We start from the raw sequence: 24,132 nt of genomic DNA, 5'->3' as shown, positions 1-24,132 counted from the left end.
GGAGCGCGCCGGGAAGATCGCATCCTGGGCACGTCGCCGCCAATAGGAAGGCAAGTGCCTCCCGCCCGAGCCGGGCCCAACCGTCGGCGTCCATGCGTTCACACTGGCGCACATGCACACACCGCAGAGGCCGCCAACGCGCATTCCGTGCACAACCCGCCCGATCTCGTCCGATGTGCACGGACGGTCGGCGAGTGTTCAGTACCCGGCGCGGGTTCCCAGCACGAGCACGTCCTCCACGGCCTTCTGCCACGACGAACCGCGCAACGCGTACACGGATCCGTCGTCGGACAGCACACGCAGGCCGGTCGTCGTCCGTGCCCCCGCCAGCGAGACGGCATCCACCGGGGCTGGTGAGGACGAGGCCGGACCACCGATCACATACGTGGTCAGTGTGGAATCGGGCGCAGTGGTGAGCACGGCGACCGAGTCCGAGCCGACCCATGCCAGCCCACGGCCCGGACCGTTGAGCACCGCGATCTCGGGTATGTCTGACGAGAGCGCGAGCGGCACCCCGACTTCATCGCGGATGATCGACGCGACCAGCAGGCGGTGTTGCCCACCGTTCGTGACGATCGCGGCGACCCTCGCACCGTCGGCGGCCACGCGCACGTGGCTGATCTGCTCCGCCCCCGGCCACGCACCCGCGACGGAGTGCGGGACGACATCGGTGCTCCACGCCTGCAGGTCGGCGGGAACACCGCGCGGTACCGACCACACGTACCCGTACGGATCGAGCGACGGCACGATCAGCCCTGATCGGCTGTCAAGCTCGACCGTGCGCCCATCGCGCACGGCGTGCACGTGCCCATCCTGCAGCTGCGTCGCCGCGAGCAGCGCATCGAGTGACACGTCGATCGAGCGCAACGGATCGGCGATCGCGTCGATCTGCGCGCTGAGGCCCGTGACGGGCGCGACCTCGCCAGCAGAGGCCGTGCCGAACGCATCGGAGGTCTGCACCAGCACACCCGGGTCGGTGATCGATTGGTCGAGCGACACGGTGCCGGCATCCAACGGCGCACCCTCGACGAAGAACCTGACCTCGGCGACACCGGTTCCGGCGAGGCTCTCTTCCAGTTGCGTCCTCATCCGCGCGAGCACGGTGCCGGATGCCGACAGCGCCGACCGGGAGAGCGACACCGAAGCGACCCTCGAGGAGTCGATCGGTACGGCGTCGCCGACGAGCGACACATCGGCCGGGAACGCCGTGCGCACTGCGGGGTCGAGCCAGTCACTGGGCGTTCCCGAGATCAGCGAGCGGGTGACGGTACTGGCCATCGCTTCCAGCCGCGGGAACCAGCGCACATCGGGAACGAGGTGACTCCAGTTCGGGTCGAAGTACTTCAGTGAGAACTTCTCATAGACCTGACCGAACGTCCCGATGTCCAGCGTGATGCCGTCCTGTGCCTCGGAGATGCGCCACTCACCGCCTTCGGGCCGGACGAGCCGGTAGGTGGCCTTGGCCGTGCCGCCGGCGGCCGTGTACGCGCCATCGCCGTCCACGCCGGCGATCTGCTCGAGCTGAACCGTGACCTCCGCCGTCGTCGCCGACTCGTCGTCCGCGTCCACCGTCGAGGTGAACTCTCTCGTGAGGATGGATGAGTCGATCGCGACTCCGCTGTCAGGATCCCACTGAGGAGAGAACTCCTCGGTCAGGAACTGATGCGCGATCTCCCAGTTGTTCCGCGGCGTCATCGACGCCTCCAGGAAGCGCGAGACGATCTCCTCGGGCCCAGCCCCCGGTTCGGGGCCGCGCGCGATCGGCGTGAAACTGGTGGCGTCACCGTCCTCACCGACGGGAAGACCTGCGTTGGGAGGACCGGATGTGGGCAACCCGGCGCATCCCGCCAGAAGCAGACCCGCCGCGAGCACCGCGATCAGGCGGATGCCGATGCGCAATCTCATAGTCGTCCCCCCTCGATGTCCGGTGTCGGCGGTATGACGATCGGCTGGGTGGCATCTCCCAGTCCCGGCAGCGTCTCCTGCGGCTCCAGCGGCACGGGCCCCTGTCCGGTGGGCGTCGAATCACCGGAGCGCGGAATCGTGAGGACGAAGTTTGTTCCCACGCCGAGCTCCGACCAGACCTCCAGGTTGCCGCCGTGCAGTTTGGCGTCGCCCAGGGCGATCGACAGGCCGAGCCCGGTGCCGCCGATGGTGCGCCTGCGCGACGGATCCGCGCGCCAGAAGCGGTCGAAGACGCGTTCGGCGTCTTCGGAGCGCATCCCGAGTCCGAAGTCACGCACGCCGACGGCGACGGCGTACTGATTGCTGTCCACCGTGATCACCACGGGCCGCCCTTCGCCGTGCTCGATCGCGTTACCGATGAGGTTTCGCAGCACACGGCGAACCCGTCGCGGGTCGAGATCGACCGGTGAGTACCCACCGGGGGCCACCATGCGCAGTTCGGTGTCGTGCGCCGTCGCGAGCGGACGCAGCTCATCGACGATCTCCTCGGCCAGCTGTGCGAGGCTCGTCGCCTCGACCTCCAGTTGCACCGAACCGGCGTCGTACCGGCTGATCTCGAGCAAATCGGAGAGCAGCAGCTCGAAGCGCTGCACCTGGGTGTGCAGGAGCTCTGCGGTGCGCGCCGTCGTGGGATCGAACTCGTCCTTCTGGTCGTTGATCATCTCGGCCGCCAACCGGATCGTCGTCAGCGGGGTGCGCAGCTCGTGCGAGACGTCCGAGACGAACCGCTGCTGCACGAGCGAGAGCTCCGCCAGCTCACGGATCTGACTCTCGATGCTGTCGGCCATCGCGTTGAACGAACGTCCAAGCGTCGCCAGTTCGTCCTCACCACGGACGGGTAGCCGTACTTCGAGATCGCCGGACGCCAGGCGCGCACTGGTCTCGGCCGCTTCGATGATCGGCCGAGACACCGACCGCAGCACGAGCCACGAGATACCCGCGATGATCGCCACGAGTGTGATCCCCGCCAGCCACAGCGTGCGTTGAACGAACAGCAGCGTCTCATCGGCGTCAGCGAGATCGTACGCGAGATAGATGTCGTACGACCCGACATCGCGGATGGTCAGCATCTGCCCGACGACGATGCCCGCGGTCGTGGTCCCATCGTCCTGAGGCAACGCCACCGACTGCCACGCCTGGCGGCCAGGCACCGTCACGACGCGCGTGCGCAGTTCGTTGCTCAGTGTCGGGAACGGCCGCAGGCTGCGGAACCCCGACGGGGCGAAACCGTCGCCTGCACTCTCGGCGAAGAACCCGACGATCCGGTCGGTGGAGGCGGCGCGTCCGAGCACGCGCTGCGCCTCGCCCCACAGGGCGGCGGTCGCCGCACGATCATCACCGACCTGCGCGGAGTCGAGGAGCTTCTGCGCCTGCAGCACCGACACCTGCGCATTGTGCAGCGCTTCGTCTTTGCGCGATTCGAACAGGTCATTGCGGATGACCAGCGCCATGGCCACACAGGTGATGAAGATCGCCAGTGCCGTGAGCAGCATGGTGATCGCCGTCGCACGGAACCGCACCGAACGCCGCCACTCCAGTCCGAGTGCGATCTGCCACCGGCGCGGAGCCCGCCACAACGATGGCGGCACCGGCGTCGGATTCGTCGCGGTCACCCGCGGTCCCCTATCCGACGCTCCCGGCCCGGTAGCCCACGCCCCGCACCGTCATGACGATCCGAGGGTTGTCCGGATCCAGTTCCACCTTGGCGCGCAGGCGTTGCACGTGCACGTTGACCAGCCGGGTGTCAGCCTTGTAGTGATAGCCCCACACCTGTTCGAGCAGCATCTCGCGCGAGAAGACCTGCTGCGGCTTGGACGCCAATGCCACCAGCAGCTGGAACTCCAGCGGCGTCAGCGCGATCGGCGCGGTGCCGCGCCGCACCTCGTGCGCGTCGACGTCGATCGTGAGATCGCCGATGCGCAGCACCTCGGAAACGCTGTCGGGCGTGGGGCGAAGCCGCGTGCGGATGCGGGCGACGAGCTCTTTGGGATTGAACGGCTTGACGATGTAGTCATCAGCGCCCACCTCGAGGCCGCGCACGACGTCGGCCGTGTCGCTGCGAGCGGTGAGCATGATGATCGGCACGCCCGACTCGCCTCGGATCCGGGTGCAGATCTCGATGCCGTCCATGCCCGGCAGCATCAGGTCGAGAAGGACCAGATCGGGACGCGCGGTGCGCCATTCGTCGACGGCTTGCGCACCGTCGGCACAGAAGAGCACGTCGAACCCTTCGGTGCGCAGGACGATGCCGATCATCTCGGCCAGCGCCGTGTCGTCATCGACGACCAGGATTCGCGAGGTCATATTTCTACCCAGCCTCCGCTTTCTCTGTTCGTGCGGACGGCGGGATCCCCATGCTGCCGCAACGCCGTTCAGCCTACTTGAGATTCGTTCCGGCTCCCAGGAGCCCGCGCACGGCGCGATCGGACGTGTGCCACGATGGGACAGGCACAGGGAGGGAGTGCGCATGAGTGGTCAGACCTGGACCCCGGCACCGAAGAAGGGCGCCATACCGCTGCATCCGATGACGTTCGGGACGATCCTGGGTCGCTCGTTCGCCGCGCTTCGCCACAACCCCAAGGTGTTGTTCGGCTTCGCGGTGGGCGTGCAGTTCGGCATCACTCTCGTGGCGATCGCCGTGACCCTGCTGGTGACGTTCTTCACCGCCGCGCGCATCGAGAGCGTGCCGGCCGGCTCGCCGGATCGGGGCCCGATCATCGCCGGTTCGATCGCGCTGGGCATCGTGGTGGCGATCGTGGTCACCCTGGCCAGCGTCGCCTTCACCGTCATCGTGCAGGGACTGGTGGCCGCCGACGTGTCTTTCGCCGCGCTTGGCCGCAAAGCTCCCCTGCGTCCGCTGTGGCACCGGATGCGCCCGTCGTTCTGGCGACTGTTCGCCTTCGCCCTGCTGCAGGGCTTCGCGGTGTTCATCTGGTTGCTCGCGCTGACCGGGGTCGTGATCGGAGTGATGGCGAGCACCGGATTCGAGGGTGCCGGCATTGCGATCGGCGTCCTGGTGGCTGTGCTGCTCGTGCTCGGCAGCATCCCCCTCCTGGTCTGGTTGGGCACGAAGCTGCTGGTCGTTCCCGCCGCGCTCGTCCTCGAGCGCGCAAGCATCCCGCAGGCGATGGTGCGCTCGTGGCGGCTCATCCGCGGTCGGTTCTGGCCAGCGCTCGGTGTCATGTTCCTGATCGGCGCGATCATGGGTCTCGCCGCTCAGATCGTCAGCATTCCCGGTAGCGTGCTCAGCACTCTTCTCGGCGGCGTGCTGGCACCGACCGGAGCCCAAGACGCGACTGCGGTCATCGTGCTCGTGGCGGCGACGATCCTGCCGCAGGCACTCGTCTTAGCATTGCAGGCCATCACCCTGGTCGTGCAGGGCACCGGGGCGACGCTTATCTACCTCGACAGCCGCATGCGCTACGAGGGGCTGGACCAGACCCTGATCCGCCATGTCGAGCGTTCGTCTGTCGGAGTGGCCGATGAGGACCAGGGCGACCCCTACGCGGTGGATCCGGCTCGTGCGGTCTCGAAGAACCCGCCGCCTGCTCAGCCGACCCCGGCACCGGGGTACGTGGCGTATCCGACACCTCAGCCCGGATACGCACCTCAGCCCGGAAACACGCCTCAGCCCGGATACGCGCCTCAGCCCGGGTACGCTCCTCAGCCCGGGTACGCTCCCGCTACGCCGCCACCGCCGCCCGCTCCCCCGGCACCCCCGGCACCCGCCCAGCAGCCACCCTCGGCACCGCCGCAGAGCTGGGCGGCGCCCGGCAGTTCGGAGTCATGATCCTGCTGTTCGCCAGTGACGTCCTCGTCCCCGACGGCGACGAAGCCCGCGAGCGAGCACAAGATGAGCTGTCTCGCGCGGAGTACCAGGCCGCCACGCCGACCTGGTTCGATCGGCTGGCCGCAGACGTGGCCGAGTGGTTCTTCGGCCTGTTCCGCGGCGACGGCGCGGGTGCGGTCGCTCCGGTCGCGGTGACGATCATCGTCATCATCATCGTTGCAGCCCTCCTCGTCGCACTCGCGATCTGGGGTCGCCCGCGGGCCTCTCGCTCGGTGCGTCGCCGCGCCGAGCTGCTCGGCGAGCAGGATGACCGTACGGCCGCTCAGTTGCGTGCCGAGGCCGAACGCCGCGCGAAGGCACACGACTGGGACGGCGCGGTCGTGCTGCGGTTCCGTGCTCTGGCCCGCAGCCTGATCGAACGCGACGTGATCGAGCCCGCACCCGGCGCCACGGCGCAGGCCATCGCGCGCGAAGCCAGTGTCGCCTTCCCCGGCTTCGGCGATCGGCTGCACTCCGCCGCAACGGCGTTCGACGCGGTGCGCTACCTCGACCGCCCCAGCGATGCCACAGCGTACCGAGTGCTCGCCGAGACTGACGACGACGTGCGTGCGACCACACCGACGGATGCCGCTACCCCGGCGGTTCCGGCATGAGCGCGATGACCGACGACACGACCACGTCGGATGCCACCGTCGGGCGTTCCACAGCTGCGGCACCACCACGAGGTCGTGTGGGGCGCGCCCTGGGCTGGTTGTCGATCGTCGTCATGGTGGTCGTCCTCACCCTCATGACCCTGCGGCTGCTGACCATTGCCCCCGACCTGAGTGGCCCGCTCAACCCCGAGAGCCCCGGCCCGAACGGCGCCAAGGCGATCGCCGAGTTGACCCGGCAGGAGGGCGTGCAGATCGAGATCACGCGCAGCCGCGCCGTCGCCGCGGCCGAGGTCGGGCCGGACAGCACGCTCGTGCTCACCGCTCCGGCCGCGCTCAGCGATGCCGCGGCGCTGGAGCTGATCGAGAGCGCGGATCGCGTCGTCCTTCTCACCAGCAGCGCGCGGATGCTGCGCCTGCTCGACCTCGGCGAGCGGGGCCTCCCGACGGGGCTCGTGTCAGCCGGTTGCGACCTCGCCGAGTTCGCACGCGTCGGATCGATCGACGCCGACCGTGCGTTCACGCCCGCGTCCGGCGTGATAGGCTGCTTCGCCGACGCCAGCGGAGACGCGGCTGTGCTGCGCAGCACGGATACCCAGACGGGCCGGTCTGTCACCATGGTCGATGCCAGTGGCCTGCTCACCAATCAGCATCTGGCAGAGAACGGCAACGCCGCCCTCGGGCTGGCGCTGCTCGCCCAGACCGATGAGATCGTCTGGTACGTTCCCACATTCGAAGACGGCGACCGTACCGACGGTGGCCCCGCAGACCTCGGTGACCTGACCCCGGACTGGCTGACCCCCGTGATCCTGCTGTTGCTGCTCGCGGGCGTCGCCGTGGTGGTGTGGCGCGGGCGCCGGTTCGGGCCGCTGGTCACGGAATCCCTGCCGGTGACGGTGCGGGTGTCGGAGACCATGCACGGGCGCGCGCGCCTGACCGCGAAGTCCGCAGACGCCGCGCACGCGGCATCCGCGATCCGTGACGGAAGCCGGCGTCGCCTCGCCGCCCGACTCTCACTGAGCCCGACAGCAGGAGCACACGAGGTCGCGGATGCCGCCGCCGACCGGTTGCGGGTGCCCCGCGGCTCGCTGCACGAGCTGCTCGCCGGCTCCCCACCGCACAGCGATCACGACCTCGTCGATATCGCCCGCAGACTCGCCGACCTCGAGACGGCCGTCGACGCAGCCGTCCACACCGAAAGGAACCTCCCGTGAGCGACGAGACCATGAACGCCACGACACCCACCGATGACGACTCGCTGCGTCAGGCGATGCACCGGGTGCGCACCGAAGTCGACAAGGCCGTGGTCGGCCAGGCCGGTACGGTCACCGGTCTGCTCGTCGCTCTGCTCGCCCGCGGGCACGTACTGCTGGAGGGCGTCCCCGGCGTGGCGAAGACACTGGTCGTGCGCAGCTTCGCGCGGGCTGTCGGCCTGGACACGAAGCGCGTGCAGTTCACCCCCGATCTGATGCCCGGTGATGTCACGGGTTCGCTGGTGTACGACGCGCGCACCGGAGAGTTCGAGTTCCGTCCCGGCCCCGTCTTCACCCACATTCTGCTCGCGGACGAGATCAACCGCACGCCGCCGAAGACCCAGGCGGCGCTGCTGGAGGCCATGGAGGAGCGCCAGGTCTCGGCAGATGGCGCGAGCCGCACGTTGCCCGACCCGTTCCTCGTCGCCGCGACACAGAACCCGATCGAACACGAGGGCACCTACACGCTGCCCGAGGCGCAGTTGGACCGCTTTCTGATGAAGCTGGTCGTCGGGATGCCCGAGCGTGACGCCGAGGTGTCGGTGCTGCGTCTGCACGCCGACGGGTTCTCGCCCCGCCTGCTCACGGGTGTCTCGGCGGTCGTCACCGCCGACGAGATCCGCGCCGCACAGGATGCCGCGGCCCGAGTGCAGGTCACCGACGATGTGCTGGGCTATGTCGTCGATCTCGCGCGCGCCACCCGCAGTGCGCCGTCGGTCGAGCTGGGAGCGAGCCCGCGCGCCGCGACCGCGCTGCTGGCCGCGGCCAAGGCGTGGGCCTGGCTGAACGCATCCAGCGCCGTTACCCCAGACCACGTGCAGACCATGCTCATGCCGACGTGGCGCCACCGCCTGCAGTTGCGTCCGGACGCGCAGATGGAGGGCGTCACCGCGGATGCCGTGCTGCAGTCGGTCGTGCAGCAGACTCGGGTACCGATCTGACATGTTCGTCTCTGCACTGCTCGCTCCGCTGATCGCGCTGGGCGTCGTCCCGGTCGTGCTGCTGAGCAGCATCGGCGTCTCCCCCTGGCTGTCGACACTGGGGTGGTTGTTGCTGTGCGCCGCGCTGGTCGCGACGGACGTTGTGCTGTCCGCCGCCCCGCGCGCTGTCGCGATCACCCGGCGGGTGCCGGAGCGGGCGCGCCTCGGCGAGCCGGTCACGGCGAGCGTCGCGGTGCAGAACCTCGGCACTCGCACGGTGCACGGCTGGTTGCGGGATGCCTGGCAGCCCACCGCGGGCGCCCCGGACAGCCGTTCCCCCCTGAGCATCCCGCCGGGTGAGCGTCGCCGCGTGCACATCGAGTTGCATCCTCGGCGACGTGGCGAACTGCGCAGCGAGTTCGTCGTGGTGCGTTCGCGAGGCCCGCTGGGGCTGGGCGGTCGCCAGTCCCGGCACGACGTGCCCGGCGCGCTGCGGGTGCTCCCCGCCTTCACGTCGCGCAAGCACCTGCCGTCACGCCTCGCTCGTCTGCGCGAACTGGATGGGAACACGTCGATCCAGGTGCGCGGGCAGGGCACCGAGTTCGACTCGCTGCGCGAGTATGTGCGCGGTGATGACATCCGTTCGATCGATTGGCGGGCAACGGCGCGCGCCGGCACCACGATGCTGCGCACCTGGCGTCCCGAGCGCGACCGCCAGGTGGTCATCGTGATCGACACCGGGCGAACGGCAGCGGCTCGCGTCGGCGACGGGACGCGCCTGGATGCCTCTATCGAGGCCGCTCTGCTGCTGGCCGCTCTCGCGAGCCGTGCCGGTGACCACGTGCATCTGCTGATGTACGACCGCGTCGCCCGGGCGCGCGTGAGCGGTGTCGATGGTGCGAGCCTGCTCCCCGCGCTCACGGACGCCATGGCGCCGGTGCACCCCCGTCTGGTCGACACCGACTGGGCGAGCGCGTTCGCCGCTGTGCGTTCGCTGACGACGCGCCCGTCGCTGATCGTCGTGCTCACCGCGCAGGATGCAGCCGAGTCGGCCCGTGGTTTCCTCGGTGCCTTCCCCAGCCCCTCGCGCGCGACGACGGTGTTGGTCGGTTCGGTCACCGATGAAGAGGTCGAACAGCTCGCTCGGCAGCGAGCGTCGCGCGCCGATGTCTACCTGGCAGCCGCCGCCGAGCAGACGCTGCGAGACGCGCGGACCGTGTCGGATGCCATCCGCCGTGCCGGCGGCGAGGCGATCGCCGCCGACCCCGAAGCGCTACCGCCGCGAATCGCCGACCGCTATCTGGAGCTGAAGGCCGCCGGACGCCTGTAACCTGCATTTAACCGAATAGTTCCTTTATCTGAATGATTCAGAATAAGGTACACTGGAGGCATGTCCTCCCCCGCGCTCGCCGACTTCCCCGCGCTACTGCGCGGGGCCGGCCTGCGCGTGACGACGCAACGCGTGCACGTGCTCGACGCTCTTCGCCGACACCCGCACTCCTCCGCCGACACGGTCTTCGCCGGCATCCGCGACAACCTTCCCGGCATCGCCGCAGGCACCGTCCACGGCATCCTGAACGACCTGACTGACGCCGGCGTCGTCCGCCGCGTCAGCCTGCCCGACGTCGGCAGCGCACTCTACGAGCTGCAGTGCGACGACAACCACCACCACCTGCAGTGCGTGCAGTGCGGTCGTGTCGAAGACGTCGCGTGCGCGATCGGCGCTGCCCCCTGCCTTCACCCCTCTCACGACCACGGCATGCGAATCCTCGAAGCCGCGGTCACCTACCGAGCCCTCTGTCCCGAATGCGAAAGGAACGGCAATGGCTGACAAGCCCGCAACCACCACTCAGACAGGAACCCCGGTCGCCAGCGACGCGCACTCGCTCACCGTGGGCGCCGACGGCGTCACGGCGCTGCACGACCGCTACCTGGTCGAGAAGCTCGCGTCGTTCAACCGCGAGCGCGTTCCGGAGCGCAACCCGCACGCCAAGGGCGGCGGCGCCTTCGGCGAGTTCGAGGTCACCGAGGACGTCTCGGCATACACCCGCGCCGCGGTCTTCCAGCCCGGCGCCAAGAGCGAGACGCTGCTGCGCTTCTCGTCGGTCGCCGGCGAGCAGGGTTCGCCCGACACCTGGCGCGACGTGCGCGGCTTCTCGCTGCGGTTCTACACCACCGAGGGCAACCTCGACATCGTCGGGAACAACACCCCGACGTTCTTCATCCGCGACGGCATCAAGTTCCCCGACTTCATCCACTCGCAGAAGCGCCTGGGCGGTTCGGGCCTGCGCAACGCCGACATGCAGTGGGACTTCTGGACCCTCTCGCCCGAGTCGGCCCACCAGGTGACCTACCTCATGGGCGACCGCGGCCTGTCGCGCTCGTGGCGTCACGTCAACGGCTACGGCTCGCACACCTACCAGTGGGTCAACGCCGCCGGCGAGCGCTTCTGGGTCAAGTACCACTTCCTGTCCCAGCAGGGCGTCGAGCCGATGTTCGCCGACGACGCCGAGCGCATCGCCGGCGCGGACGCCGACTACTACCGCCGTGACCTGTACCAGGCCATCGAGAACGGCGACTTCCCGAAGTGGGACGTCTACGTGCAGGTCATGCCCTACGAGGACGCCAAGACCTACCGCTTCAACCCGTTCGACCTCACCAAGACGTGGCCCAAGGCCGACTACCCGCGCATCAAGGTGGGCACGTTCACGCTGAACCGCAACCCGCAGAACTTCTTCGCCGAGATCGAGCAGGCCGCCTTCTCGCCCGGCAACCAGGTTCCCGGCACCGGCATCTCGCCCGACAAGATGCTCATGGCCCGCGTGTTCTCGTACCCCGACGCACAGCGCTACCGCATCGGCGCGAACTACAACCAGCTGCCGGTGAACCAGCCGCACGCGGCTGAAGTGCGCAACTACATGCACGAGGGTCAGATGCAGTACCACTTCAACCCCGCTGAGCACCGCGTCTACACCCCCAACTCGTACGGTGCCGTCGGCGGCCCCGAGGCCGACCCGCTGCTCGGTGTCGAAGCCAGCTGGGAGTCCGACGGCGAGCTGGTGCGCTCGGCCGCGACGCTGCGCCAGGACGACGGTGACTTCGTCCAGGCCGGCATCCTGTACCGCGAGGTCTTCTCGGACGAGGAGCGCGAGCGCTTCGTCGAGACCCTCGTCGGGCAGTACAGCGGCCTGACCGTGCCCGCAATCCAGGAGCGCTTCTTCTGGTACTGGGGCCAGGTCGACCAGGCTCTGGGCGAGCAGCTGCGCGCCCGCACCGCTGCGCAGGTCAGCGCGTAGCATCCGCCTCCGAAACCCCTCCGTCGCCGCGCGATGGAGGGGTTTCGGCGTGTGTACCCGGTTCCCGCGCGCGGGATGCTGGATCATCGGAACACGGACGGCGCCGCGCCGCTCGACGACGAAAGGCCAGGGCAATGACCGATTCCTCGATTGAAGCCACCCCCGAACCGGGTGGCCCACTGACTGCACCGCTGGGAACACGCCTCGCCGCCGAGGGCTTCGGCACCTTCCTGCTCGTGTTCGGCGGCGTCGGCACCGCCGTGTTCGCGTCGAACCACTTCACCGAGCCGGGCACCGAGTCGGCCGTCTACGTCGCCATCGCCCTCGCCTTCGGGCTCACCGTGCTCGTGGGCGTGTACGCCTTCGGCCCGATCTCTGGTGGGCACTTCAACCCGGCAGTGACGCTGGGGGCCGCCGCCGCGGGGCGCACGCCGTGGCGCGACGTGGGTCCATACATCGCCGCGCAAGTCGCCGGTGGTGTGATCGGCACGACGGCTCTGACGTTGATCGGGCTGTTCGGTCCCGGCGGGTGGCTCCGGGGGGCGCAGCAGGCCGGGTTCGCGAGCAATGGGTGGGATGCTCTCTCGCCCAGCGGCTTCGGGATGCCCGCCGCCATGATCATCGAAGTGATCCTGACCGGCTTCTTCCTGCTGGTGATCCTCGGGGCGACGCATCCGAAACGGGGCACCGCCTTCGCCGGAGTCGCGATCGGTCTCGCCCTGACCTTGATCCACCTCATCTCGATCCCGGTCGACAACACCTCAGTGAACCCTGCCCGGTCGATCGCCTCGGCGATCTACGGCGGTACCGACGCGCTAGCCCAGCTGTGGGTGTTCCTGGTCTTCCCGATCATCGGCGCGATGCTCGCAGGTCTCGCCTACCGCGAGCTCTTCGACCGGACGACATCGGCGGCGCCGTCACTGAGCTGACACGCTACCCGGCTGTCAGAGTGGGAGTGCCGGCTTCGTACTCGACGAGGTCGCCGCTCTCACCCTGGCGGGCGGCACGCCGCCCGATGACGAGCATGTAGACCAGGAAGACGGCCAGCGCCAGTGCTCCGATCCCGATCTTCACCGGCCACGGCAGCGCCGATCCGGTGATGAATCCCTCGACGAGCCCCGACAGCAGCAGCACGAAGATCAGGCCCATAGCGACCGTCGCCAGCGCGCGTCCCTCCGACGCGAGCGCGTGTCCGCGCGAGCGAGGGCCGGGGACTGCCCACGCCCAGAACACGTGCAGTCCCGCAGCAGCGGCCACGAAGATCGCTGTCAGTTCCAACAGGCCGTGCGGCAGGATGTGCAAGATCATGGTGTCGAGGTGGCCGTAGGCCGCCATCACCGCCGCCGCAACACCCAGCCCGACAGCGTTCTGCACCAGCATCCAGATGGGCCACAGACCGGTGACGCCGAAGAGTACGCACTGCATGGCGATCCACGCATTGTTGAACCACACCATGCCTGCGAAGGACGCCATGGGCTCGTAGTACTCGACGAAGTCCTCCTCGGCGTACTGCTGCAGCACCTCGGGCGCCCCGAGTGCGGCGATGCGCGACGGGTCGGACGCGATCCATGCCGCGGTCAGGGCTCCGATCAGGACGAACAGCACCGCAATGACACCGGTGGTCCAACGGATCCGGTACAGGGCCGCGGGCAGCTGCCGGGTGAAGAACCGCGTCGCCTGGGCGATCACGTTGTCGCCGGCGCCGGTGAAGCGCAGACGAGCGGTTGCGAGGATGGTCGAGAGATAGTCGCCCTGTGGGGAGGTGCCCACCGAGGTCTTGAGTTCGGCGAGGTCGGCGGATGCCGCCCGATAGCGCACGATCAGCTCATCGACCTCAGCGCCGGACAGCCGGCGTCGTCGGCTGAGTTCATCGAGCCGTTCCCACTCGGGGCGGCGTGCGTCGGCAAGAGCATCGGCATCCACCTGATTTACTGTACTCATGTCTGCCGAGATCGCCGATGAACAGGAGATCCTGTCTGGAGAAGCCGTCGCCATCGACGTGCAGCCGGTGGGGTTCGTGTTGCGCGCGGCGGGCGCGCTGATCGACATGCTGTTCGGCTTCGCCGTGTTCATCGGGTTCGTCCTGGTGCAGGTGTGGCTGCTGACGCTGGGGGTCTTGGACGAGCACACCGCTCGGATCCTGTCCATCTGGGCCGCCGTCGTCAGTTTTCTCGTGCTGCCGATCACCGTCGAGATGGCGACCCGTGGCCGCAGCCTGGGAAAGCTCGCCGTCGGGGGCCGCATCGTGCGCATCGACGGCGGCGCGATCACGTTCCGGCACACGTTCATCCGGGCTCTGCTCGGCGTGCTGGAGATCTACATCACGGTCGGCGGCATCGCCGTCATCACGGGCGCACTCGCGGCCCGTTCGCAACGCCTTGGTGATCTCGTTGCCGGCACGTATTCGCAACGTGTGCGCACACCACACCTGGTGCAGCAAGAGCCCGTCATGCCGCCGTCGCTCACCGGGTGGGCGACGGTCGCGGACGTCGCGCGGATGCCGGACCGTCTGGCCCGGCGGATCTCGCAGTTCCTCCTCAACGCCGACCGGCTCTCGCCATCTGCGCGGCTCAGCGTGGGCCGGGAACTGGCGGCCGAGGCTGCGCCGTTCATCTCCCCCATCCCGGATGCGGGGCCCGAGGAGATGCTGCGTGCGGTCACGGTGCTGCGGCGCGAGCGTGAGCGCCGGGCACTGACGCTCTCCGATGACCGTGCCGAACACCTGAGCCGGACGCGGATCCGCGTCTGACCGATCAGACGTTCAGCCGCGCAGCGTCGCGTGCCGCACGACCAGCCACCCGGCCGGAACCGACAGTCGATCGGCGTGCTGTGCACAGAGATCGTGGGCGTGCGGATCGCCAGCCGGGCCGAGTGGACCGAGCGCGGCCATCTGATCGCCGTAGTCATAGGTCAGCGTCGCTGCGGCTTCACGCGCGCACGCCACTTTCGAGCAGAGCCGCTCGTGCACATCGAAGCTGTCGTTCATCCCCCTCAGCGTAGGGCTGAGCGCAGACGTTCACCCGCGGGCGCGCGGCACGGCCTAGACTTTCGGGATGCCTCGCTCTCGCCAGACGCCCGTCCGACGCGGTGCGCGCCACGGCCGCCACGGGCGCCTCGGGCGCAGTGAGGTGGTGCGTCCGCCCCTGCCTCCGCTCGACGGACGTCTCGATCGCTTCGAGATCACGGTCGGCAGTGCCGTGGAGTTCCTGCGCGGCTCCTGGGAGGAACTGCGCGACGTGCGCTTCGAAATGGCCGCGATGCCCACTCACGACCGCGGAGACGGCATCCCGCTGTGGCGTGTGGATCATCTGGGCCGACGGGTGACGCTCTACCGTGTGCCCATCGAACGGTTGCTGCCAAAGGGGCACGACGACGCGCTGCACCGCCGGATGGCGATCGAGAGCGCCGTGTTCCACGCCGCCGCGGAGTACATCGGCCGCGAGCCCTGGGAGCTCGGCCCCGACGGTCGCGATCACTGACCGAAGGTGCGACGCCGCAACGGCGAGACGCACTCAGTGATGCACGATGATCGGTTGTTGCGTCGCCGGCGGTGACCACAGAGGCCATCCCGCGATCGCCGGGGCCCCGGACTCCCCGAGCAGACTGACCGCGGCATGCACCGCTGCCGGAGCCTCCAGAGTGTAGGCGCCCGCTTTCACCGGTACGGTCGCGGTGCCGCCAGCGTCGAGCTCGATCGTGGTGGCATCCGCTCCCTCCAGCGTGACCGTCACCGGTTCGGGGTTCGCGTTGCGCAGGAACAGCGAACCCGGTGCGCCACGAGGAACCTCGAACCGGACAACACCCTGCAGCCGGGGAGCCGGCAGCATCCACGAATAGTCCTGGCTGCGCTCGGCACGATACGTCTGCTTCGCGGCCGCCACCACGGGCTCCGCCGCCTCGATCCGGATATCGTAAGCGCCGGCCGCCAAGTTCGTCAGCGCGATCTCGCTCGGAATCCCCGCCGACAGATCGACGGTGTACTCATCCGTCGCCTCCGCGGCTCCTTCGGCGTACACCCGAACGACCGCCTGTGCCTCGCTGTCTGGGGCGAGCATCCGCAGCACGACACCGGTAGCGTCGTCCCCGGCGCCGTCGGGCAGTGCCCGCACGCCCAGGATCGTCAGCTGCTCCTGCGGCGCACCGAGCCCGTCCTGCAGGTCGATCCCGACGGCTTCCAGCGTGCGTGTGAACGACGACTGCACGGTGGCACGCACCGGCGAGCCGGTCGAGACCACCTCGATGACAGGCCGCTCCTGTCCCGCTGCCACGGATGCCAACGGCAGAGCGATCTGGGTGAGCGGCGGCACGATGGTGGTCGATGTGGCGCGCTGCACGCCGTAGACGGTGAGATCCACGGTGGCGGGCACGCTACCCGGGTTGCTCAGCAGGATGATGTCTGAAGCACCGGTCGAGATATCGCCGCCGACGAGCCAGTGGCGCATACCCGCCGACCGGCACGGTGCGGCCGCGAAACCGCGCAGGTCTTCCTCCTGAAGACGGATGGACTCGGCGGCGGCGACCAGCGGAACGTCTCGCTCCTGCACTCGGGCCGTCACTGTCTGCGCCCCCTCGCCGCCGGTCACATCCGGCATGTCCAGCGGCTCGGTGATGAGGGCATCCTGCTGCGTGTCGATCACCAGACGGGGAAGGCCCGCGGAGACCACCAGGTCGGCTTGACCCGAGTCGCGCCCGAGTGCCCGGAACGACCCGTTGCACACCAGAGTGGTGTCGCCGGGTACGGGCACCACGGTCGTCGTCGCCGGTTCATTGCGCAAGGTCGGCCACGGTGCCGCGACAGCGGTGGTCACGCCGATCACACACGCGACCGCGACGGCCGCCCCCGTGGCGATGCGCGCTCCGGTGGCTGCGAGTCTGAGCGTACGCTGCCTCATCGTCGTCCTTCCGCCTCGGGGCCGTCTTGAAGGGGCGCGGCGGAGCTGTCCGGGGTCGTCGCTCGCGACCCGATCTTCTCCGCGTGCGGTTCATCGTCCCCCCGCGGTCGCCGGGGTTGCGGCAGCGGCTCGTCCGACGCGCGCCCGACCACGCGCGATCGCGCCCGCGCTGCACGGCGGGACGCGCGCGTCGGGATCGCCAACAGCAGCGCCGCGAACACGACGACGATCTGGGCGATCGCGACGAACCGTGCAATAGCCTTCTGCGTTGCGTCCATGCCCGCGCGCTCGGAGACCGGGACATCGACGCCCCAGAGCACGCCGTGGCCGGTTTCGCCGGCCTTGACGAAGCCGGCACGTTCATCGATCGCTGCGACGGCATCATCGTGCATGCCGTGTGCGATGTCGTTGGCGCGGGGTGCTTGCTCGAGCAGCACGAAACTGATCCCCTGTTCGGCGAGCGAGTCGGCCGCATCGAAATCACGTGCCGAGAGCAGGTCGACGGCATCGTGCGCAACGCTGTTTCCGCGCGACTGCGTGGCGGTGCTCAGCATGCTGGTCTGTGCCCCGAGCGTCTCACTGGCCCCCCAGATGACCTGTGCGGCCAGCGATCCGTCGTTCTGCGGCGTGAGCACCAGGGTCGCCCGATCGGGTTCGCTGGCCGCCTGCGCCGCGACCAGCGCGGGCAGGGTGCTGGGCGATGCGTTGCGCACCTCACTGTGCCCGGTGTTCACCGCGAGCAACGCCGGAAGAGCACATGTCGCGACACCCAGCATCGCGACGAGCGAAGCGCCGATGCGCAGCGGTGCGAACGCGACGACGGTGTCCAAGGTGACCAACGACGCCCCCACGACTCCCAGCCAGGCGAGGCTGAGGCCGCTTCCGGGCCACAGCGCGACTCCAGCGCCGTGCACGAACGAGACGACCACACCGACCGCCACCATCGCAGTCGCGATACCCAGTACGGCGACGAACAGCAGCGCGAAGCCGGCCCGCCAACGCGGCGACAGCGCAGAGGCCAACGCCAGGAGTGCGACCGGAGCCAGCAACAACGGCGCCCACACGGCCATCTCGGCGCCGACCAACCATTCCCATCCGGCGCGGTCGGCTGTGGGGAAGCCACCGGCGATCGCCGTGCGGCCGGCGGCGTCCGCGCCGACCTGATCGAGCACGCGCACCACGGCCGGGTCGGCAAGCAGAGCCCACGGGTCACCGTGTCGTATCTGCCAGATGATCAGCGGCGCGAACATGATCCCGGTAGGTGCCAGCAGCCACGACAGGCGTGCGGCAGCGCGCAGTCGCCCGAGCGAGAGCGAGAGGATCAGTGCCACCAGCCACATCAGCACGAATGCCGGAGCCAGAGAGGGTGCGCATGCGAGCGCCGCCGCGATCAGCAGGGAGGCCGCACCGGATGCTCCCCACGAACGATGGGCGACAGAAGCGGAGTGGAAGACCCAGGGCAGCAGCAGGTGCAGGAGGACCGCTGCCGGCCGCCCCTGCACCAAGGCGTCGAGAAAGGTGGGCGCGAGCGCCCACAGGACGCCTCCGAGGATGCGCAGGCCCGACCGATCGGTGATGCGCGTGGAGGCGAACCACCCCCCGAGCACCGCGAGGGGAAGCGCGAGCAGCCACAGCAACACGACGGCGTAGGACGGCGACGCCGGCGAGAGCGAGCCGAGCAGTGCGAGCACTGCCGTGAACGGGTCGGCGGGGCCGACCACGTCGAGCCCGAGGTCGCGCACCCCCCATGCCGTATCCGCCCACAGCGCTGCGACAGTGTCACGCATCGGCAGCAGCCCGCCGCCACCGATCGCGGGCCAGGCGAGCATCGGGACGAACACGACGATGCTGACCAGCAGGGCGCCCAGTACGGCCCAGGCGCCGCCGCCGAAGAACCGCAACTCGCTGACCGCGCCGCGTTCGCTTCCGTGCCCGTCGTCGAGACGCTGCCGGAGTTGGTCGTGCGTGACGCGCAGCGGGGCGATGGATGTCCACGACGCGCGACGGAACGAGCGGATGGCCGCTCGCGACCGGATCACGCCTCTGAATGCGACCATGGCGGCCAGCGCCGCACCCCACTCCGGGGCCACATCTCCAGGTCGCTTGCCGATCAGGTGCAGGATCGATCTCCACAGAGCGAGTGGCAGCAGGCTCAGCCAGTGCAGCGGCACGGCGAGTACCGGCGCGTACGTGAGACGGCGGTGCAGTTGCGCGCGCCGGGTGACCCATGCACGACTGACCGCTCCGCGCGGGAGCGCGGCGGGCCCGTGCGGGCGGACTCCTACGCGGGCTTTGGGAACGAGTACGACTCGAGCGCCGCCGAGTCGGGCGCGCACGCCCAGGTCGAGGCCCTCATCGGCGCCTCGGAGCGCGATATCGGGGCGCAGCACGCTCGGCGCTTCGCCCCGGATGAGCATGCCCCGAACATCCGCGCCGAGGGCGTCCTCGGTCGCATCGTGCTGCCCTTGGTCGAGTTCCCCTGCGGTCAACTCCACTGATCGTCCGAAGCGGGTCATGCTGACCCCGAGGGACTGGATCTCGCGGTCGTCGTCCTGACGGACGAGCTTCGGCGCTGCGATCGCAGCGGACGGCGAGCGTTCCAGGGCCCCGATCAGCAGGTGAAGGGCGTCGCGACGGGGCACTGTGTCCTGGGCGAGCAGCCACACAGCCGCCCCCTTCGGGATGCGAGGCCCGGCAAGCGCGACAGCCTCCGCGTAGGTGGTCGCAGGGCGCGCCTCGATAATGCCCTCGACGATGTCACCGATCCCCGAAGCCGCACGCACGGCTGATCCGTCGCCGAGCACCACGACGGTGACTGCGGTCGGGCGGGTCGTCTGGTCGCGGATCGCGTCCAGGGTGTGCAGTAGCTGTGCGCTGGCGGATTCTCCGGTGCGTACGACGGCGATGGCATGGACTCGTGCTGGCATGGCACTTGTCAGCCTAGGCAGGTGCGGGCGACGCGCCGGACAGGGCGTCCGGCGCGCCCGCGATCAACTTGCGCGACGCTTGAGCTTGCGGCGCTCGCGTTCACTGAGGCCACCCCAGATCCCGAAGCGCTCGTCATTGTTCAACGCGTATTCCAGGCACTCCCCGCGCACGTCGCACGACGTGCAGATGCGCTTGGCATCCCGAGTCGAGCCGCCCTTCTCGGGGAAGAACGCCTCCGGATCCGTCTGTGCGCACAGCGCATCCGCCTGCCAGGCGAGTGCGCCATCGTCCTCCTGCTCGACCCGGCGTACTCCTGGTACTCCCAGATCAACCGGATCGACGAACCAATTCTCGGGAACGTCTGAGCGGTAACCCGTCATCTCGATCTCCCAACCCTGCTTAAGCCCCCCTCGGGCCGTTCTTCACCTAATTACACCCGTGTCATTCGCCATGGTCAAGTCGCAGATCGTAAACCCTCAAGAGGGCGTTTAAGGTTCATTGCGCACTGTCGGCGTGTCGCGGAGCCGCGTGGGGCCTTGAGGATCAGACGCGACCGGGCTGCGCGATGAACGCCTCGCCGTGACCGTGCAGGGTGATCGAGCTCTCATCCGCCGTAATGAAGACCGCGGAACCGACAGCGATCGGCGCGGTGGCGCCGGAAGCGCATTCCACCGCCACCCGACCCGACGTCGCCAGCACCATCGTCGGACCTGTGACGTCGAATGCCGCGACGCCGTCCAGCTGGACGCGGCGCAGCGCGAAATCCTCGACCGGCGCAGCATAGTCGGTCACAGCGTCCGCCCCGGTCTGCACGGGCACAGTGCCCGGGGTCGTATCGACGATCGCAAGCAGTTCGTCGACGTCGATGTGCTTGGGCGTGAGGCCACCGCGGAGCACGTTGTCACTGGCGGCCATGATCTCGACCCCCAGCCCGGCGACGTACGCGTGCAGCAGACCGGCGCGCAGGAAGATCGCCTCACCGGGACGCAGCACCACGAAGTTCATCAGCAGTGCCACCACGACACCGGCATCGCCGGGATTGCGCGCGGCGATGGAGCGCACGGCCGCAAGCGGCTCGGCGAAGTCGTCTGAGTCCGCCTGCACGACAGCTGCGATGATGTCGTCGATCTCGGTCTGCGCGTCCCCCGACAGCACCCAAGCGATCGTGTCGCGCAGTGCCTGCGCATCGTCGGCACAGGACAGGCGCGCGCGCAACGCGACGACGCCCGGAGCATCCGGCAGCACCGACAGCAGGCGTCGGGTGTCTTCAAGCGGGCGCAACCCGGCGAGAGCCTCGAAGCGATCGCTGAGCGCCACGATCAGTTCAGGCTTGTGATTGTCGTCGCGGTAGTTGCGGGTCGGGTCACCGGCATCCATCCCCGCCTCACGCGCGAATCCCTCACGTGCCTGCTCACGTGTCGGATGCACCTGGATCGACAGCGGCGCTGCGGCGGCGAGCAACTTGAGCAGATACGGCAACGTGCCACCCGTCACCGTCTCGAGAGTGCCGCCCCCGGCAACGTCGGAGGGGTCGCCGGGGTGATCGCCGAACCACACCTCCGCCTCGGGTGCGTCGGACGGCTCGCGCCCTTCCAAGCCCGCGATCAGCGAGGTTGATCCCCAGGCGTAGTCACGCGGTGCGTTCGTGATGGTCAGCAGCATGCTCCCAGCGTAGGACGTGCCGCGCGGTAGCCTGATCCTGATGGCCGTGTACACCAAGCATCCCGCCGCGGCGCCTCCCGCCGCCCCCGCCCGCGAGACGACGCGGCATCTGATGGTGCGCGCGTTCTGCGTACTCCTGCTGTTCTCGGTCTTCGCGCACACCGCCGTGTACAACCTTGTCGGACCGGTGGGCGCCGTGATCGTCATCATCATCCTGACGCTCGCGGCACTCGCGATCTGGATCCCCGCGATCGTACGGGGCCAGCCGAGCGTCTTCCGGTGGCGACGCCTGCCGTGGGTGGCGCTGGCATACTCGGCGCTCGCCCTTGTGTCGACCTTCTGGTCACGGTGGCCGGGCGCGACCCTCTTGACGTGGTTGTTGCTCGCCGCGGTGACGGTGACCGCGCTGTTCGTGGCGACAATGCTCACCTGGAACGAGATCGCGCGCGCGCTGAGCACGACGATGAAGCTCATCCTCGGGCTGTCGCTGCTGATCGAGCTGTGGGTGGCGCTGGTGCGGCACGAGCCCCTGTTGCCCAACTTCGTCGAGATCCCCGAGAGCGGAATCGACCCCCACCTGTACTGGGTGCGCGGCAACCTCTTCAACGACGGGCGCATCCAAGGCGTCGTCGGCAACGCCCATTCCCTCGCCGTGATGTGCCTGTTCGCGCTGATCGTCTTCGCCGTGTTGTTCGCCGCGCACGCACGGCGTCGCACGATGCTCGTGCTCTGGAGCGCACTCGCTGCGGTTCTGCTTGTCAAAGCGGCCTCAACGACGGTGTATCTGAGCATCATCGTCGTCCTCGTCGTGCTCGCCGCGGCGCTCATCGCTCGCGCGGCCTCCGGTCCAGGGCAACGACGGCTGATGTACGCCGCCTTCACCGCCGTCGCCGTCATCGGCGTCAGCGCCGCCGTCGTGCTGCGCAATCAGGTGCTGTCAATCTTCGGGAAGAGCGGCGACCTGACCGGACGCTTGGATATCTGGCAGGCGGTCTGGGAGCGCGCGGTGACCCGCCCGATCTTCGGCAATGGGTTCTCCTCTCCCTGGGTCCCCTGGGCGCCCGGCTTCGACGGGTGGATCGTGGATCATGGGCTGACCGTCTTCCACGCGCACGACATGTGGCTCGACGTGTTCCTTCAGCTCGGCGTCGTCGGCGTGGTGCTTATGGCGCTCGCCTGGCTCGCACTCACCTGGCGCGCGTGGTTCTTCGCGGTCGACCGCCCCCGTTGGGATCTCGATGCGAAGCGACCGTACTCCCCCATCTCTCTGCTGCCGTTGCTGTTCGTCACTGTGCTGCTCTTCGAAGGGCTGGTCGAGTCCGCTCCGATCATGCTCTGGGGTTGGCTGCTGCTGGTGCTGCTGTCGTTCAAGATGAAATCCGCGCCGCTGGTCGGATTCGGCGAACACGCGCCCGAACTGACGACGACACCCACGCGGCGGATACCATGACCCCCCGGCGACAGCTGCTCTCGCTGCTCGCCTCAGCCGAGTTCGCTCGCGCCTACACGCTCACGTCGTTGACCGCGGCATTCCTGTCGTATCTGATCGCGCGACTCATGTCGCCGGTGACCCTCGCGACGATCATCAGCGCGCTGTCGATCATCGGGCTCGTCATGCTGATCGCCCGCCGCGCTGAACTCTCTCTGCTGCGCCTGGCTCCGACGTCCTTGCTCGGGTTCATCACGGTCGCCCTGGTGAGCGTGGTCTGGAGCGAGAACCGCTGGGACACATTCACAGGCTGGCTCACCCTCCTCGGATACGCGATCATCGCTGTGACGATCGGACACGTCCGCGACACGCTGCAAACGGTGCGTGCGATCGGTGACACCCTGCGCTGGCTGCTGAGCATCTCCCTTGGGATGGAGATCCTGTCGGGGGTTCTGCTCGACACACCCTTCGCGATCTTCGGCATCGAGGGCAACCTCGCCTTCGGGGGGCCGATCCAGGGACTCTTCGGCACCCGCAACATGCTCGGTTTCATCGCCGTGATCGCTCTGATCACGTTCGTCGTCGAATGGCGCACCCAGTCGATCACGCACACGGTCGGCGTCTTCTCGGTTTCGCTGGGGGCGCTCCTCGCGCTCTTCTCCGCCTCACCGACCGCTCTCGTCCTCGCCGCCACCGTAGGAGCAGCGACGAGCGCGCTGGCCATCATCCGGCACACACCACCGTCGTATCGCATCACGGCGCAGTGGGTGCTCGGAGCACTCGTGGCCGTTGCGATGGTGCTCGCGTTCGCGCTGCGTCGACGGATCATCCGCGTCCTGGATGCGGACAGCGACTTCTCCCTCCGCGCCGATCTCTGGGACATGGCGCTCGACTTCATCGCGCAGCAGCCCGTCACCGGCTACGGCTGGTTCGGCGCGTGGGAGCGCGGAGAGTATCCGTTCACCTACATCAACTTCCTGCTCGGCGAGCAGCATCGCTCGGCGCTGAACGCCTACTTCGACATCCTGCTGCAGCTCGGCTGGATCGGGCTGGTGCTGTTCCTGGTGATGGGTGGCGTCGCCATCGTGCGTTCATGGCTGGTGGCCGGCATGCGCCGCTCCGTGGTGTACGCCTGGACCCCGCTGGTGTTGATCACACTCGCGGTCGAGTCCTTGTTCGAGAGTTCCACACTCACCGGTGTGGGCTGGTTGCTTCTGGTGCTGTGCGTCTTGCGTGCGGGACAGAGCCGCTCGTGGCGTGAGAACACCGATGCGGCCCATACGGGCGCGATACCAACGCTGCATCCCGAGAGCGATACGCGCGATACCGACCGATAAGCGCGTCGGG

At 68.7% G+C, this 24,132-nt stretch carries 21 protein-coding genes; 12 read left to right on the top strand and 9 right to left on the bottom strand.

Annotated elements, in window-relative coordinates:
- Window positions 1-198: 198 nt before the first annotated feature.
- From ACLD0U_RS03775 to mtrA, 3 genes are read right to left on the bottom strand one after another with little or no spacing between them, the layout of a single operon-like run.
- On the bottom strand, window positions 199-1,905 hold the full coding sequence (locus ACLD0U_RS03775) for an LpqB family beta-propeller domain-containing protein (RefSeq protein ID WP_410339878.1): 1,707 nt from the start codon (window positions 1,903-1,905) through the stop codon (window positions 199-201).
- Window positions 1,902-3,578, bottom strand: a complete 1,677-nt coding sequence (gene mtrB / locus ACLD0U_RS03770) for an MtrAB system histidine kinase MtrB (protein WP_374222180.1) — start codon at window positions 3,576-3,578, stop codon at window positions 1,902-1,904. The genes ACLD0U_RS03775 and mtrB overlap by 4 nt, the downstream gene beginning before the upstream one ends.
- Before the next feature lie 10 nt (window positions 3,579-3,588).
- Window positions 3,589-4,269: an MtrAB system response regulator MtrA gene (mtrA, locus tag ACLD0U_RS03765; protein ID WP_206550140.1), complete on the bottom strand. Its 681-nt coding sequence runs from the start codon at window positions 4,267-4,269 to the stop codon at window positions 3,589-3,591.
- Between the two features lie 163 nt (window positions 4,270-4,432).
- On the opposite strand from mtrA, the gene ACLD0U_RS03760 reads away from it, so the two are divergent.
- The 8 genes from ACLD0U_RS03760 to aqpZ all read left to right on the top strand — a co-directional run bounded on the left by ACLD0U_RS03760 (window position 4,433) and on the right by aqpZ (window position 12,803).
- Window positions 4,433-5,755, top strand: coding sequence for a hypothetical protein (locus ACLD0U_RS03760; RefSeq protein WP_410339877.1), 1,323 nt, complete (start codon window positions 4,433-4,435; stop codon window positions 5,753-5,755).
- Window positions 5,752-6,408 (top strand): DUF4129 domain-containing protein, encoded by a 657-nt coding sequence (locus tag ACLD0U_RS03755; RefSeq protein WP_410339876.1) that lies wholly within the window; start codon window positions 5,752-5,754, stop codon window positions 6,406-6,408. The genes ACLD0U_RS03760 and ACLD0U_RS03755 overlap by 4 nt, the downstream gene beginning before the upstream one ends.
- Entirely contained in the window at window positions 6,405-7,619 is a 1,215-nt protein-coding gene (locus ACLD0U_RS03750) for a DUF4350 domain-containing protein (RefSeq protein WP_410339875.1), read from the top strand. The genes ACLD0U_RS03755 and ACLD0U_RS03750 overlap by 4 nt, the downstream gene beginning before the upstream one ends.
- A gap of 11 nt (window positions 7,620-7,630) precedes the next feature.
- Entirely contained in the window at window positions 7,631-8,599 is a 969-nt protein-coding gene (locus tag ACLD0U_RS03745; protein WP_179411903.1) for an AAA family ATPase, read from the top strand.
- 1 nt (window position 8,600) lies between these two features.
- Entirely contained in the window at window positions 8,601-9,908 is a 1,308-nt protein-coding gene (locus ACLD0U_RS03740; protein ID WP_224817569.1) for a DUF58 domain-containing protein, read from the top strand.
- A 60-nt stretch (window positions 9,909-9,968) separates the two neighbouring features.
- Complete coding sequence (locus ACLD0U_RS03735) at window positions 9,969-10,409, top strand: Fur family transcriptional regulator (protein WP_410339874.1); 441 nt, start codon at window positions 9,969-9,971, stop codon at window positions 10,407-10,409.
- Window positions 10,402-11,874: a catalase gene (locus tag ACLD0U_RS03730; RefSeq protein ID WP_410339873.1), complete on the top strand. Its 1,473-nt coding sequence runs from the start codon at window positions 10,402-10,404 to the stop codon at window positions 11,872-11,874. Before ACLD0U_RS03735 ends, ACLD0U_RS03730 begins: the two co-directional genes overlap by 8 nt.
- Window positions 11,875-12,008: 134 nt before the next feature.
- Window positions 12,009-12,803 carry an aquaporin Z gene (gene aqpZ, locus ACLD0U_RS03725; RefSeq protein ID WP_224817567.1) on the top strand — a complete coding sequence of 265 codons (795 nt, stop codon included), beginning with the start codon at window positions 12,009-12,011 and terminating at the stop codon, window positions 12,801-12,803.
- 4 nt (window positions 12,804-12,807) lie between these two features.
- Here aqpZ and ACLD0U_RS03720 read toward each other — a convergent pair whose 3' ends face one another.
- Entirely contained in the window at window positions 12,808-13,797 is a 990-nt protein-coding gene (locus ACLD0U_RS03720; RefSeq protein WP_224817566.1) for a stage II sporulation protein M, read from the bottom strand.
- A 16-nt stretch (window positions 13,798-13,813) separates the two neighbouring features.
- Here ACLD0U_RS03720 and ACLD0U_RS03715 point away from each other — a divergent pair, with 16 nt between their 5' ends.
- Entirely contained in the window at window positions 13,814-14,623 is an 810-nt protein-coding gene (locus ACLD0U_RS03715; protein WP_410339872.1) for an RDD family protein, read from the top strand.
- A gap of 12 nt (window positions 14,624-14,635) precedes the next feature.
- Here the strand turns inward: ACLD0U_RS03715 and ACLD0U_RS03710 are convergent, their stop codons facing one another.
- Window positions 14,636-14,842, bottom strand: coding sequence for a DUF3499 family protein (locus ACLD0U_RS03710; RefSeq protein ID WP_179411904.1), 207 nt, complete (start codon window positions 14,840-14,842; stop codon window positions 14,636-14,638).
- A gap of 85 nt (window positions 14,843-14,927) precedes the next feature.
- Between ACLD0U_RS03710 and ACLD0U_RS03705 the strand changes: the two genes are divergently transcribed.
- Window positions 14,928-15,353, top strand: a complete 426-nt coding sequence (locus ACLD0U_RS03705; protein ID WP_224817565.1) for a hypothetical protein — start codon at window positions 14,928-14,930, stop codon at window positions 15,351-15,353.
- 33 nt (window positions 15,354-15,386) lie between these two features.
- Here the strand turns inward: ACLD0U_RS03705 and ACLD0U_RS03700 are convergent, their stop codons facing one another.
- The 4 genes from ACLD0U_RS03700 to manA all read right to left on the bottom strand — a co-directional run bounded on the left by ACLD0U_RS03700 (window position 15,387) and on the right by manA (window position 21,356).
- Window positions 15,387-16,766, bottom strand: a complete 1,380-nt coding sequence (locus ACLD0U_RS03700; RefSeq protein ID WP_410339871.1) for a DUF5719 family protein — start codon at window positions 16,764-16,766, stop codon at window positions 15,387-15,389.
- Window positions 16,763-19,693 (bottom strand): glycosyltransferase family 2 protein, encoded by a 2,931-nt coding sequence (locus ACLD0U_RS03695; RefSeq protein ID WP_410339870.1) that lies wholly within the window; start codon window positions 19,691-19,693, stop codon window positions 16,763-16,765. Before ACLD0U_RS03695 ends, ACLD0U_RS03700 begins: the two co-directional genes overlap by 4 nt.
- Before the next feature lie 63 nt (window positions 19,694-19,756).
- Window positions 19,757-20,074, bottom strand: a complete 318-nt coding sequence (locus ACLD0U_RS03690; RefSeq protein ID WP_179411288.1) for a WhiB family transcriptional regulator — start codon at window positions 20,072-20,074, stop codon at window positions 19,757-19,759.
- 163 nt (window positions 20,075-20,237) lie between these two features.
- Window positions 20,238-21,356, bottom strand: coding sequence for a mannose-6-phosphate isomerase, class I (manA, locus tag ACLD0U_RS03685; RefSeq protein WP_410339869.1), 1,119 nt, complete (start codon window positions 21,354-21,356; stop codon window positions 20,238-20,240).
- A gap of 40 nt (window positions 21,357-21,396) precedes the next feature.
- On the opposite strand from manA, the gene ACLD0U_RS03680 reads away from it, so the two are divergent.
- Both ACLD0U_RS03680 and ACLD0U_RS03675 read left to right on the top strand, forming a co-directional pair.
- Entirely contained in the window at window positions 21,397-22,806 is a 1,410-nt protein-coding gene (locus tag ACLD0U_RS03680) for an O-antigen ligase family protein (RefSeq protein WP_410339868.1), read from the top strand.
- Window positions 22,803-24,122 carry an O-antigen ligase family protein gene (locus ACLD0U_RS03675; RefSeq protein ID WP_410339867.1) on the top strand — a complete coding sequence of 440 codons (1,320 nt, stop codon included), beginning with the start codon at window positions 22,803-22,805 and terminating at the stop codon, window positions 24,120-24,122. The genes ACLD0U_RS03680 and ACLD0U_RS03675 overlap by 4 nt, the downstream gene beginning before the upstream one ends.
- The last annotated feature ends 10 nt before the right edge of the window (window positions 24,123-24,132 follow it).

Origin of the sequence: Microbacterium sp. 2216-1 (assembly GCF_046507855.1) — a bacterium.
In the GTDB taxonomy this organism is placed as follows: domain Bacteria; phylum Actinomycetota; class Actinomycetes; order Actinomycetales; family Microbacteriaceae; genus Microbacterium; species Microbacterium esteraromaticum_C.
This window is presented reverse-complemented; position numbering and strand designations above follow the sequence as displayed.